We start from the raw sequence: 11,446 nt of genomic DNA on the forward strand, positions 1-11,446 counted from the left end.
GGCCGTGGTAGATATTGCCGTTCTGCGCCACCATCGCGAAGGTGATGGACGGCAGCAGTCCACCGAACCAGCCGTTACCAATGTGATAAGGCAGGCTCATCGAGGTGTAACGAATGCGGGTCGGGAACATCTCCACCAGCATCGCGGCGATCGGGCCGTAGACCATCGTCACGTACAAGACCAACACGAACAGGATCGCCACCACCATCGGCTGGTTGATCTTGGCAGGGTCGGCCTTGGCGGGGTAGCCGGCAGCCTTCATCGCGTCGCTCAGCTCTTTCTTGAACGCAGCAATGCCCTTGGCACTGGCTTCGTCGAACTTGTGGCCGCCGGCCATCACGGTGGCATTCAGGCCATTGACGACCTTGTCACCAATCATCACCACGGCAACCGAGCCGGCAGGGCCAGGCAGCGTTTCGTAGCTGGCGGACGACTGAGCCAGCGCACGCTTGGCAATGTCGCAGCTGCTGGTGAAGTCAACCTCACGAGCGATTGGGCTGCCCTGGAAGGAGCAGGTCGACATGTCCACCGTCAAGGTGATCTGCGCCGTGGCTTGCGCCTTGGCCAAGTCAGGGTTGGCGGCATTGGTCAGCGCTTTGAACAGCGGGAAGTAGGTGACGATGGCCAGCAGCAGGCCGGCCATGATGATGGGCTTGCGGCCGATCTTGTCCGACAAGGTGCCGAAGATGACGAAGAACGGTGTACCCAAGAGCAGCGAGATCGCCACCATGATGTTGGCAGAGGACATTTCCACCTTCAGCACGCTGGTCAAGAAGAACAAAGCATAGAACTGACCCGAATACCAGACCACGCCTTGGCCGGCGACCAGACCGAACAACGCCAGCAAGACCACCTTCAGGTTCTTCCACTGGCCGAAGGACTCGGACAACGGCGCCTTGGAGGTCTTGCCCTCGGACTTCATTTTCTGGAAGGCCGGGCTCTCGTTCATCGACAGTCGGATCCAGACGCTGATCGCCAGCAAGAAGATCGACACGATGAAAGGCACACGCCAGCCCCACTCACCGAAGGCGACTTCGCCGATCAGCGTGCGGGTACCCAGAATCACCATCAGCGACAGGAACAAGCCCAGCGTCGCGGTGGTTTGAATCCAGGAGGTGTAAGCACCGCGTTTGCCGTGCGGCGCATGTTCGGCCACATAGGTTGCAGCACCGCCGTACTCACCGCCCAGCGCCAAGCCTTGCAGCATGCGCAGGCCGATCAAGATGACCGGGGCGGCCACGCCAATGGTGGCGTAGTTGGGCAAGATACCGACGATAAACGTCGCCAGGCCCATGATCAGAATCGTCACCAAGAAGGTGTACTTGCGACCGATCATGTCGCCCAAACGGCCGAACACCAGCGCGCCGAAGGGGCGCACGATGAAGCCGGCGGCAAAGGCCAGCAAGGACGCAATGAAGGCCGCTTGCGGGTCCAGGCCCGAGAAAAACTGCTTGGCAATGATGGGTGCCAGCGAACCGTAAAGATAAAAGTCGTACCACTCGAACACGGTGCCCAGCGAGGAGGCGAAGATAACCTTCTTCTCTTCACCCGTCATTGGCGTGTTGCTCGTGGAGACTGCTGTTGCAGTTGCCATGGTGGATGTCTCCAAATATTTGCCCGAGAACCACCGACCGGCAGCTCTTGGTAGCAACTATGGAAGCACCCTCTGACCCCACTCTGACGCCGCGCTGAACGTTCGCTTACAAACCCGGCTGCAACCCTTGGCTTATATTTCTTAATGTGAAATTTAATCCAGATCAAGGGTAAATCCTGGTCACTTGGCGGCGCTGGCCCGGCGCACACCCGGCCGCGGCTTGGCGGCTGCGTCCCATGCGCCCGCCTCGAACCAAGGGTCACCGTGCAAATAAGCCGCTAGCATTTCAAGCGAATCCAAGCCCCAGAACAAGCGGCCATCCACCTCAACCGTGGGCACACCAAACACGCCCAACTCCAGCGCTTGTTCGGTGGCGTTGCGCAAGGCCTCCTTGATCTCTTCGCTGGCCACATCGCGCTGCGGGTCTAAGTCTTGCGTCAGCTTGGTCAAGCGCTCCGCTTGATTCGCATCGGCTCCGTCGCCGCGCCAGACATGGCGCAAGATTTGCTCGACTTGCAGGCGGTTCGGCGTGCCGCCGGCGGGTGCGCAGGCCCAGGCCAAGCGCAAGAGCGGCAGCGGGTTGAACGGGTGTTGCGCCGGCACTTGCAAGGGGATGTTCAGCTGATGCGCCGCCCAGGCTACCTGGCGAAAGGTCCATTGCCGCTTGGGTTCAATCTCGGCCGGGCCTTTTTGGCCCAAGGCATGCAGCAAGGCCGCGAACAGAATCGGCTGGTACTCGACGCTGTAGCTGATGCCGCTCAAGGCTTCGGGCAGGCGCTCGAAAGCCAGCGCCGCATAGGGCGAAATTGGGTCGAAATAGAAACGCAATTGCTTCATTTTTGATGGCCTTTCAAGGCTCGTGAGTGGGTTCGGCGGCGCTGCAGATGCCAAGGGCTAACAGCTGCTCGCGCCGGGGCGGCAAGCGGCCCATGATCTGCAAGCGAGCCACGTCGTCGGACTTGGACCACGCCTTGATTTCCGGGATGGAGCGCGCGCAACCCTCGCACCAACCGGTCGGCTGGTGGATCTTGCAGACGTTGGTGCAAGGCGATTTGACGGCCGAGGGGCTCACAACGGCCGTCATGCTTGCACCACATCGATCACCGGCGCGCCGGTCAAGGCGGCCAGCTCGGCCGGCGACAGCTTGAACACACCGTTAGGGTGGCCGGCCGCAGCCCAGATCACCTCGAACCGGAACAGCTCTTGATCCACGAACAGCAAGGGCAGCGGCGCATCAGCGGCCGGCGCAAAGCCCAAGGGCGACACACCGCCGATCGAAAAGCCAGTGCGCGCCTTGACGTAGTCCGCGTCGGCGCGGCCGAGCGGCCCCGTATGAGGTGCGAGTTTGCTCTCGTCCACACGTTTGTCGCCCGAGGTGATCACCAGCACGGCCGCCTCGTCCGACTTGCGCTTGAACACCACCGATTTGGCGATCTGCCCCAGGCTCACGCCCAAGGCATCGGCCGCCTCCTGCGAGGTGCGTGCGGCCACCTCCAACCACTGCGGCGCATGGGCATGGCGGGCCTCGGCCAGCGCCGCTCTGACCCGCACAAAGCCCTCGGGGCGCTCACTACTGCTTTGAATTTCACTCATGCGGCCATTGTCTCAGGCCGGCGATTCGCCCGCGGCCATGCGGGCTTCAATCTCGGCGATCAGCGGCAACAAATCGGCCACACCGTCGATGACGAAATGCGCGCCGCCGTCCAGCAGCAATTGGCGCGCCTGTGCCCGCAGCAGCGCTTGTTGCGCGGGCTTTGTCGCCAGCCACTCGGCTTCGCTCAGGCCCAGGCAATTGCCGGTCACGGCCAGGCCCACGACCCAGGCGCCGATCGCCCTGCCCTCTAGCAAGCCCGGCACCGTGTCATCCACTTTGACCACTGCGGCAGGCGGCCAAACGCCCAGATCCGACAGCGTGCGCACCATCATCAACGGGCCCGGCTTTGCGCTGGCCATATCGCCGGCGCAGACGATGTTGTCGGGCTTGTAGCCTTGCGCCACAGCGTGATCCAAAACGGCACGCCCAGCGACGCCGCCACCAGCTCGTACTCGGGGTCCAACTGCCGCAGCGCGGCCAGCTGGGTGACGTGCGCGACCGAATAGAAATGCGCCACCGTGCAGATGATCAACAGGCTCAAGCTGCCGTACAGCCCATGCAGCGGGTTCCAGCCGGCGTTGAAGAACAAGATATAGCCTAGCCCCAAGGCCAAGCCCGGTACGGCCATCGGCAGGCTGGCGACGGCATTCAAGAGGCTGCGCCCGCCCGCATAACGGCGTGGTTTTTCGACCAGATAGGCGCTCAAAAAGGTCAGCAAAGCGCCCAGCACAGCGCAGCCGAGCGCCAGCTTGATCGAGTTGCCGTAGCTGGCCCAGCCGCCGCCGTCCAGCATGTCGAAGCGGAAATTATTGAATGACGGCGCCAAGTTGTAAGGCCAGTAGGTCGCCAGCGCCGCAAACACGGCCACGCCCATCACGCCAATCAAGAGCAGCGCGATCACGCTGCAATAGAGCAGCATGGCGCCATCCAGGCGGCCCCAAGCTTTCGGCTGATAAGGCACGGCGCGCACGGTCAAGGCAGCACCCTGAATCACCTGCTTGTAGATATCGGTCGCCAATACCTGCGTGTTGCCGCCAATCACCTTGGGCACGCCGAAGTCGGTCAAGACCATCACAAACACCACCACCAGCGAGATCAGCAGCCCGTAGCGGCTGGCCGGCAGCGTGACGGTGCGAAAGATCCGCCAACGGCCTGACCCTAAGCTGGCCGCCGCCTCATGCAAGCGGCCGTCACTGGTGGCCAAGGCCGTCAACATAATCAGTAAGGCATGCGGCAGCGTCCACAGCACCGAGCCAATGACGATGCCGGGCGGGCCGTAGATGGACTCGAAACCCAAGACGTTTTTCAACAAGCCTTGGTTGCCGAACAGATAGATCAGGCTGATCGCCATCAACAGCGAGGGCGCCAAAATCGGCAGCAAGGCCACCGCGCGAAAAAAGCGCCGGCCCGGCATGCAGGTCTGCGTCAGCGCATAGGCATAGCCATAAGCCAGGACCACGCTGATGACCGCGCTCAAGGCCGACAGATAGAGACTGTTGAACAGCGAGCGCCCGACATTGGGGCTGCCGAAATAGCTGTTGAAGTTGCTCAGGCCGGCGAAGCTGCCGTCCGCCGCGTAAAAGCTCATCGCCAGCAAGCTGCCAACAGGCAAGGCGATGCCGACACTCAAGACCAAGAGGCCGGCGCCCAGCAGCAGCGCCAAGGGAGCACGCTCGCCCGTCCTCATGCGGCGCGCAACATCGACAGCGGCTGCGCCAAGCCGCGAATACTCGCTGCGGGCAGCTCCATCAAGACCTGACCGCGCAGCCAGTCCGGCAGGCGGGCGTCGGTCGAAGTCGGCAATTCGGCCTCGATCACCAGCCCGCCCATGGCGGCGCAGCGCAGCCGCACCAGAGTGCAGGGGCCCAAGAACACCGTCTCCAGCACTTCGGCTAACAAGCGGTTCAGGGTCGTGGACGGATTCATGACCGCGTCGTCATTGAAGGCCCGCAAGACGATGGCCTCGGGCCGCAGCCCCAGCAGCAGCGGGCTGCCGGTCTTGAATTGCTCAATCTCGCAGTGCAGCTCTTGCTCACCGACGCGCGCCCGGTTGCGTGCCACCACCAAGGCCGGCAGCAGGTTCATCTTGCCGACAAAGCCGGCCACAAACTCGCTCGCCGGTCTGGCATAGAGCTGCTGCGGCGTGCCGATCTGCTCGATCTGACCCTTGTGCATGACAACAACGCGGTCCGACATCGACAACGCCTCGTCCTGGTCATGCGTCACCATCAGCGTGGTGATGCCTAACTGCTGTTGCAAGCGGCGGATCTCGGCCCGCAGGCTGACGCGCACCTGCGCGTCCAGGGCCGACAGCGGCTCATCCAGCAAGAGCAGCGGCGGCTGCGGCGCCAAGGCACGCGCCAAGGCCACACGCTGCTGCTGGCCGCCCGACAACTGGGCCGGAAACTTGTGCACCTGATCGGCCAGGCCGACCAGCTCCAGCATCTCCAGCGCGCGCGACTGCTGTTGCGCTCGCTTCAAGCCCTGGAGCCCATAAGCCACATTCGCCGCCACGCTCAAGTTCGGGAACAAGGCATAGGACTGAAACACCACGCCGAAGCGGCGCTGCGCGGCGGCCAGCGCGGTGATGTCCTGGCCGTGCAAATGGATGCTGCCGGTATCGGGCGTCTCTATCCCGCACAGGATGCGCAGGAGAGTGGTCTTGCCGCAGCCCGAGGGCCCCAGCAAGCTGATGAACTCGCCCCGCGCCACGTCCAGCGCTATGCCGCGTAGCACCGGCTGGGTGCCGTAGCGCTTGGTGATGTGTTGTACCGACAGCATGGTTTCAATCTCAAGGCTTGCGCGGCTCTGCCTTCCCTTCATAACGCCGAGCCCACTCGGCAAGAATGCACTCGCGGTTGGCGGCAGCCCAGGCGAAGTCGTTCTTGATCAAGAGCTTTTCAATATCGGCCGGCACAAATTCCAGCCGTTCTTGCACCTGCGGCAGCGCCAGCACGGCGAAGTTGCCGGCGTACAGCTCGTTGGCCTTCTTGGTCACCGCCCAGTCGGCCAGCGCCCGCGCCGCCTCTTGCTTCTTGCTGCTCTTGAAGATGGCGGTGGCCTCCACATCCCAGCCCAGGCCTTCCTTGGGGAAGATGATGTCGATCGGTGCGCCGTCCTTTTTGGTCTTGTTGGCGCGGTAGTCAAACGACAGACCGACCGGGAACTCGCCCGCGCCGGCCTGGCGGCAAGGCTTGGAGCCGCTGTGCGTGTAGACGCCGACGTTCTGGTGCAGCGCGTCCATATAGGCCCAGCCCTTGGCCTCGCCCATGGTCTGCAACCAAGCCGACACCATCAAGAAGCCGGTGCCGCTGGAGGCCGGATGCGGCATCGTGACCACTCCCTTGTAGACCGGCAGCGTCAGGTCGGCCCAGCTGGCGGGCTTGGGCAGCTGGCGCTTGTCGGCCTCCACCGTGTTGAAGCAAATCGCCGACGACCACAGGTCCATGCCCACCCAGGTCGGCTGCGCGCGAGGGTCGCGCATCGAGGCGCGCACCTGCTCCAGGCCCTTGGGCGCGTAGGGCTGCAAGAGCCCGTCTTTGTCCAGCAGCATCAGGGACGTGGCGGCCAGGCCCCACACCATATCGGCCTGCGGATTGGCTTTCTCGGCCAGCAAACGAGCGGTGATGATGCCGGTGGACTCGCGCACGAACTTCAACTCGACGCTCGGGTTGTCGGCCTCGAAAGCGGCCTTGTAGGCCTTGATCTGGTCGGTCTCCAAAGCCGAATAGACCAGCAACTCGGTTTTGCCTTGGGCAAGGGTTGGACCGGCCAGCAAGGCAGTCAGGCTCAACAGGGCCAACTTCAAGCATGTTTGACGCATTTCAACTCCAGGACTCAGCAAGAAAATTCAAGGGGTTCACGCGCCGCACGCCAGGCGAGGGACCCAGCGTGCGGATCGGCGAAACTGTAGGCATGACGGATGAAATCACCGCGTCAAAAGACGCAAATTTGACAAACCAGCTATTGGCGGGTTTTGTAGCCATCGGCCAATGCCCATCATGTTGGTCAGCCAGCTGAAGGCGTTTTTCACCGTCGCGCGCCGGGGCAGCGTGACGCTGGCGGCCAAGCATCTGGGCCTGAGCCAACCGACGGTGACGACGCAAATCCGCGCCCTGGAGGAGGCCTACGGGGTCGAGTTGTTCCGCCGTGAGGGCGGCCGGCTCTTGATCAGCGATGCCGGCGTGCTCTTGATGCCGCGCGTTGATCAGCTCTTGCAGCAGGAAATTGACCTCGAATTTGCACTGCGCAATGCCGGCGAGCTGCATCGCGGCAGCCTGCGCATTGGTGCCACCGCGCCCTTTTACGTGCTGAGCGTCGTGCAGCGCTACCGACAACGCTTTCCGCAGGTCGAGATCAGCTTGGCGGCCGGCAACTCGCGCCAGATGATCGATGCGCTGCAGGAGTACCGGGTCGACATCGCCACCCCCTCACATCTGGAGGATGCCCCGCGCCTGCACCGCATTCTGCTGGGCGCCGACCCCTTGGCCCTGGTCGTGCACAAGGACCACCCCCTGGCCGGGCTGCAACAGGTGCGCCTGAGTGCCTTGGCCGGCTGCCATCTGTTGATGCGCGAACGCGGCTCAATGACGCGTCAGCTGACCGAGCAAATGCTCGCCAACGCCCAGGTACAGCCGCTCAGCGGTATGGAGATTGCCAGCCGTGAGGCCTTGCGCGAGGCGGTGATCCGGCAAATGGGGGTCTGCATCTTTGCTGCCAACGAGGTCTGCGAACATCAGGACCTGCGCGTCTTGCCCCTGGTCGGTTTGCCCGACGGGGCGCCGATACCGCTGGTGCGCGAATACCTCTACTGCCTGAAGGATCGCCGGGCCTCGCGCCTGATCGAAACCTTCTTGCAGGAGTGCGTGCCGGCAAATTAGGAACTGCCCGCAAAAACATCGGGATTTGGAGGGTGTCAAACGCGGCCGGCCTGCATACTATGGGCTCTCAGTTCATGAATGGAGTGCTCAATGCCCAATCTGATTGCCGACCAATTGATGGGCCTGCTGGATCGCCCGGCCCTGCAGAGCCTGATGGAGCAAGCGGCCACCACGGCCCGCACCACCGGCCAGCCTTTGGCTGTGCTGACCCTGGACCTTGACCACTTCAAGGCCTATCTGGAAGACCAAGGCCACGCACAGGCACAAACCGTGCTGGCGCGAGCGGCCGCCTTGTTGAGCTCGCTGCAACCGGCGGGCGCCAGCCTGGCGCATTTGGGTGGTGATGAGTTTGTGATGTTGCTGCCGGCCACCGATTTGCCGGCCGCGGTGGCCACCGCCGAAACCCTGCGTTTGGCCATTGAGAAGGAGTTTGCGGCGCTGACCGGCCCGACCCCGTTGACCGTGACGCTGGGTGCCGCCGCCAGCCCGGTCGGCGCCGGCTGGACCGCCCGCAGCCTGCTGGCGCTGGCCGATGCGCGCATGACCTTCGGCAAAAAGCGCTTGCTGCCGCATCACAACCGGGTCTGGTCAGGCGCCCTGCCCTCGGACTGGTACCCACGCTTTGATGTGCAGGCGGAGGTCTGGCCCAGCTTGTGATGTTGTGCTGACTCGCGCGGCGCCAAGAAAAAAAGCCCGGCATTGAATGCCGGGCTTTTTTGATTTGGAACGTCAATCCCGTTTGCTACGCAGCACCACAAAGAATCCCATCCCGCCCATCCCGCCCAAGCCGGCCAGCAGCTGCGCATAAGTGTCGACCGGCATGATGGCCCAGTCAGCCAGGATGTCGCCGCCGGCCAGGGCCAAGCCAGCCAAGCCCGCGCAAACAAGGGCACACACGACCGAAGCATGGCGCCGTAGCCTGAGCTTCTTGAACCTAGCGGACGTCGACTTCATTTTTACTGCTCCTGGTGCGCAGAAAGCCTGCGCTGTAGGGCTCTATTCTTGAGGGTCAAGGTGATGCCCTGATGACGCAAGAATTTGGCTTTCGGGCCAAACGGATCAGTCTGGCCGAGCCGGCAGCGCGGCCCTTTTCGGCACTTCTCGGCCCTCTTCGGCCCTTTTCGGCACTTTTCGGTGACGCACAGCCTTTGCGCAGGCAGGCCTGGGATGCTAACGAGCAAGCAATCTGAGCCAGGATGAAGGGGATGGCCGCGGCTGTGGTGCGAGCCGGCAGGGTGCGAGCCGATCGATGTGCCACGCGATGCTGCACGTCCGGTGCGCACCGACCTGTGCGGCTTTTTCAAGGTGACCACGCTGGAACAGGCGATGGACTTCTACGCCACCCGCGACACCGACCCCGCCCGTTGCTACCCCACGCGGAACGGCGTGGTCGTCAGGTTCAACGACTTGCCGGCCGCCTAGCGCGGCAATGTCCACCAGCAGGCGCGGTCAGCGCGTGGGGTACAGGCGCTCGACACCAAGGTCCATGTCTTCGAACACCAGCAGCTCGGTCTTGGCCTCGCTGCTGGCGGCGTCGCCGCCAAAACGCGCCAGCTCGGGCACGAAGCTGGCGCGATCGTCGGCCGTGCGCATGCAGCGCCGGTTCATCACCACTTTCTCACCCTGCAGCACGGCCAGGCCTGCGCTGTAGGGACAGGCGCCGCCGATGCACTGGCTGAGCAGGTAGGTGTAGCCGCCGCGGTCGAACCACACCTGGCGCACCCGCGCGCCAGGTGTCAGTTGCGACTGCATGGCCTTGAAGGGCTGGGCGGTGCTGGCCTCCTGGGTCAGCTCCAGCTTGGCCTGGGTGCCATAGCGGTATTCGAGGGTGGTGGCGCGCTGGCCGTTCGTCACCGCACACAACGACACCGACTTCGCGCCCAGGCTGCAATGGAACACCACCTGCTGCCGTGGGCTGCACAAAGCGGTGGAGGCGGGCATCAGGTCTGCCGCCATGGCGGCAGAGCCTGCCAGGGCCAGCGCGGCCGCGGCCAGGACAAGACTACTTGAAGGCATTGAAGGCGATGACGAAGTTGGCGCGCCGGTCGGCGTAGCTGTCGGTGTTCTTGTTGACCACCGCGGTGATGCGATCGACATCGGCATCGGTAGCACCGCGGTCGGCCAGCAGGTGCAGCTTGTTCAGCGTCCAGAAGCCCACGGCCGATCGTTCCGCGCCTGGTGTGGCCGCCAGCAAATCCGGGTTGGCCACGAAGTCCACGTCCATGGCGGGGTACAGCTTCTTGCACTGCTGCGTGACGACGGTGTAGTTGGACCGTCCCGTGACCTGGATGAAACCGCGCCCGCGAAAGCGCCAGCCGTCGCCGCTGGCAGGGTTGCCGTTGCCCAGGCCGAGGCTGGGCACGGAGTAGATCTTGTTCGCGATGGTCTCCAGCGCCGCCTTGCGCTCGATCTTCCCGGTGGCCGGATTGCGGAAGTAGCCATCCTGCTTCGCTTCAGCCTCCTTGCCCTTGTAGTAGCTGAACTTGCTAAGCAAGACCTCGGGCTTGTAGTTGAGGTTTTCGCTGACGGGCTTCAGCTCGGTGCCGCACTCCTGGCGCACCTGGGCAAAGAAATGCGCTCGCCGCTGCGCCGTGTCCAGCCCGTAGGCGGCGGGGTCGCGGTTCAGTTCATCGGCCACTTCGGTCAGGTAGGCCGTGTCGGCATCCTTGAAGATGAGCTTGAGCTGTGCGGCGGTCATCGGGCTGGTCATGTTGTGCTCCTGGCGTTTGTATAGCGACAAAGGACTTTGCAGCAGGCCCGCGCTGTCGTCAACGCAGTTGCGGCAAAGGTGGGGGGTGGGTCGGCTTGGACGAGCGGCCGGGTCAGGGCCAGAGCGTGGTCAGGATCTGGGCCAGCCGGGCGCCGGCCTTGACGATCTGCGCCTCCTGCAGGGCTTCCCGCGACTGGCGGTAGGCGGGTTCTTCGGCCGTGGCGGGCCACTGGTCGCCCGCCTTGCGCTCGATCTTCAGGCCCTTGAAGGCCGAGCGCGCCGAGACGATGGATTCGCTCGCCCAGGTGGCAGGCCAGTTGGCGATCGGCCCGGTGGTGGCCGGCACCTGGCGGGCCCGGGTGGCGCCGGCGCCGGCCAGCAAGCTGGTGGTCGTCTTGCCGGGCACATCGTCCCAGGTGGCGTGCAGCTTCCAGCCTTTGAGCAGGATCTTGTTGCCGCCGGCGTTGTCGTGCATACGTGCGTCCTGCGGCGTGGCCGGGTCCATGGGCGCACCGGCGTCGGTGAGATAGACCGAGCCCACGTGCAGCGGCTGGTGCAGATCGCCCACATAGTGCGTCAGCAGGCGCAAGGCCTCCCGCTGGCCGACGAAGTTGATCGGTGGCGGCGACTTGCCGCCCTGCAGCACTGTGATGGCGGCGCCGAGCGCG

15 protein-coding genes are annotated in these 11,446 nt (G+C 63.9%); 3 read left to right on the plus strand and 12 right to left on the minus strand.

Annotation, left to right across the window (positions count from 1 at the left end):
* From RMO57_RS21395 to RMO57_RS21430, 8 genes are all read right to left on the minus strand, one after another.
* On the minus strand, positions 1–1,594 hold a 1,594-nt coding region (locus RMO57_RS21395), incomplete at its 3' end, for an MFS transporter (RefSeq protein ID WP_310390125.1).
* Positions 1,595–1,774: 180 nt separating this feature from the next.
* Positions 1,775–2,431 carry a 2-hydroxychromene-2-carboxylate isomerase gene (locus RMO57_RS21400; RefSeq protein ID WP_310390126.1) on the minus strand — a complete coding sequence of 219 codons (657 nt, stop codon included), beginning with the start codon at positions 2,429–2,431 and terminating at the stop codon, positions 1,775–1,777.
* Positions 2,432–2,444: 13 nt separating this feature from the next.
* On the minus strand, positions 2,445–2,678 hold the full coding sequence (locus tag RMO57_RS21405; RefSeq protein WP_310390128.1) for a DUF1289 domain-containing protein: 234 nt from the start codon (positions 2,676–2,678) through the stop codon (positions 2,445–2,447).
* Positions 2,675–3,187: a YbaK/EbsC family protein gene (locus RMO57_RS21410; protein WP_310390131.1), complete on the minus strand. Its 513-nt coding sequence runs from the start codon at positions 3,185–3,187 to the stop codon at positions 2,675–2,677. Before RMO57_RS21410 ends, RMO57_RS21405 begins: the two co-directional genes overlap by 4 nt.
* Before the next feature lie 12 nt (positions 3,188–3,199).
* Positions 3,200–3,547: a hypothetical protein gene (locus RMO57_RS21415; protein WP_310390133.1), complete on the minus strand. Its 348-nt coding sequence runs from the start codon at positions 3,545–3,547 to the stop codon at positions 3,200–3,202.
* The gene (locus tag RMO57_RS21420) at positions 3,520–4,875 is read right to left on the minus strand and encodes an ABC transporter permease subunit (RefSeq protein ID WP_310390135.1); all 1,356 of its coding nucleotides are present in this window, start codon (positions 4,873–4,875) and stop codon (positions 3,520–3,522) included. The genes RMO57_RS21415 and RMO57_RS21420 overlap by 28 nt, the downstream gene beginning before the upstream one ends.
* A complete protein-coding gene (locus RMO57_RS21425) occupies positions 4,872–5,969 on the minus strand; it encodes an ATP-binding cassette domain-containing protein (RefSeq protein ID WP_310390137.1) in 1,098 nt (365 codons plus the stop codon). Before RMO57_RS21425 ends, RMO57_RS21420 begins: the two co-directional genes overlap by 4 nt.
* A 10-nt stretch (positions 5,970–5,979) precedes the next feature.
* Positions 5,980–7,011, minus strand: a complete 1,032-nt coding sequence (locus RMO57_RS21430) for a putative 2-aminoethylphosphonate ABC transporter substrate-binding protein (RefSeq protein ID WP_310390138.1) — start codon at positions 7,009–7,011, stop codon at positions 5,980–5,982.
* Positions 7,012–7,189: 178 nt separating this feature from the next.
* Here RMO57_RS21430 and RMO57_RS21435 point away from each other — a divergent pair, with 178 nt between their 5' ends.
* Both RMO57_RS21435 and RMO57_RS21440 read left to right on the plus strand, forming a co-directional pair.
* Complete coding sequence (locus RMO57_RS21435) at positions 7,190–8,068, plus strand: LysR substrate-binding domain-containing protein (protein WP_310390139.1); 879 nt, start codon at positions 7,190–7,192, stop codon at positions 8,066–8,068.
* A 90-nt stretch (positions 8,069–8,158) separates the two neighbouring features.
* Positions 8,159–8,725, plus strand: coding sequence for a GGDEF domain-containing protein (locus tag RMO57_RS21440; protein WP_310390141.1), 567 nt, complete (start codon positions 8,159–8,161; stop codon positions 8,723–8,725).
* A 72-nt stretch (positions 8,726–8,797) separates the two neighbouring features.
* Here the strand turns inward: RMO57_RS21440 and RMO57_RS21445 are convergent, their stop codons facing one another.
* Positions 8,798–9,022 carry a hypothetical protein gene (locus RMO57_RS21445; protein ID WP_310390143.1) on the minus strand — a complete coding sequence of 75 codons (225 nt, stop codon included), beginning with the start codon at positions 9,020–9,022 and terminating at the stop codon, positions 8,798–8,800.
* Positions 9,023–9,319: 297 nt separating this feature from the next.
* Here RMO57_RS21445 and RMO57_RS21450 point away from each other — a divergent pair, with 297 nt between their 5' ends.
* The gene (locus RMO57_RS21450) at positions 9,320–9,490 is read left to right on the plus strand and encodes a hypothetical protein (protein ID WP_310390145.1); all 171 of its coding nucleotides are present in this window, start codon (positions 9,320–9,322) and stop codon (positions 9,488–9,490) included.
* 27 nt (positions 9,491–9,517) lie between these two features.
* Here the strand turns inward: RMO57_RS21450 and RMO57_RS21455 are convergent, their stop codons facing one another.
* From RMO57_RS21455 to RMO57_RS21465, 3 genes are all read right to left on the minus strand, one after another.
* Positions 9,518–10,009, minus strand: coding sequence for a hypothetical protein (locus tag RMO57_RS21455; protein WP_310390147.1), 492 nt, complete (start codon positions 10,007–10,009; stop codon positions 9,518–9,520).
* A 61-nt stretch (positions 10,010–10,070) separates the two neighbouring features.
* Positions 10,071–10,778 carry a hypothetical protein gene (locus RMO57_RS21460; protein WP_310390149.1) on the minus strand — a complete coding sequence of 236 codons (708 nt, stop codon included), beginning with the start codon at positions 10,776–10,778 and terminating at the stop codon, positions 10,071–10,073.
* Between the two features lie 112 nt (positions 10,779–10,890).
* A partial coding sequence (locus RMO57_RS21465; RefSeq protein WP_310390151.1) for a S1/P1 nuclease occupies positions 10,891–11,446 on the minus strand: 556 nt, incomplete at its 5' end.

Source organism: Roseateles sp., from assembly GCF_031397715.1.
Classification (GTDB): Bacteria; Pseudomonadota; Gammaproteobacteria; order Burkholderiales; family Burkholderiaceae_C; genus Paucibacter_A.

What these genes read in the sequence shown, in the direction of transcription:
- RMO57_RS21415 (WP_310390133.1), bottom strand. Translation starts at nt 3,547, where the DNA reads ATGGCCAGCGCAAAGCCGGGCCCGTTGATGATGGTGCGCACGCTGTCG.
- RMO57_RS21400 (WP_310390126.1), bottom strand. Translation starts at nt 2,431, where the DNA reads ATGAAGCAATTGCGTTTCTATTTCGACCCAATTTCGCCCTATGCGGCG.
- RMO57_RS21460 (WP_310390149.1), bottom strand. Translation starts at nt 10,778, where the DNA reads ATGACCAGCCCGATGACCGCCGCACAGCTCAAGCTCATCTTCAAGGAT.
- RMO57_RS21455 (WP_310390147.1), bottom strand. Translation starts at nt 10,009, where the DNA reads ATGCCCGCCTCCACCGCTTTGTGCAGCCCACGGCAGCAGGTGGTGTTC.
- RMO57_RS21405 (WP_310390128.1), bottom strand. Translation starts at nt 2,678, where the DNA reads ATGACGGCCGTTGTGAGCCCCTCGGCCGTCAAATCGCCTTGCACCAAC.
- RMO57_RS21445 (WP_310390143.1), bottom strand. Translation starts at nt 9,022, where the DNA reads ATGAAGTCGACGTCCGCTAGGTTCAAGAAGCTCAGGCTACGGCGCCAT.
- RMO57_RS21440 (WP_310390141.1), top strand. Translation starts at nt 8,159, where the DNA reads ATGCCCAATCTGATTGCCGACCAATTGATGGGCCTGCTGGATCGCCCG.
- RMO57_RS21410 (WP_310390131.1), bottom strand. Translation starts at nt 3,187, where the DNA reads ATGAGTGAAATTCAAAGCAGTAGTGAGCGCCCCGAGGGCTTTGTGCGG.
- RMO57_RS21425 (WP_310390137.1), bottom strand. Translation starts at nt 5,969, where the DNA reads ATGCTGTCGGTACAACACATCACCAAGCGCTACGGCACCCAGCCGGTG.
- RMO57_RS21430 (WP_310390138.1), bottom strand. Translation starts at nt 7,011, where the DNA reads ATGCGTCAAACATGCTTGAAGTTGGCCCTGTTGAGCCTGACTGCCTTG.
- RMO57_RS21435 (WP_310390139.1), top strand. Translation starts at nt 7,190, where the DNA reads ATGTTGGTCAGCCAGCTGAAGGCGTTTTTCACCGTCGCGCGCCGGGGC.
- RMO57_RS21420 (WP_310390135.1), bottom strand. Translation starts at nt 4,875, where the DNA reads ATGAGGACGGGCGAGCGTGCTCCCTTGGCGCTGCTGCTGGGCGCCGGC.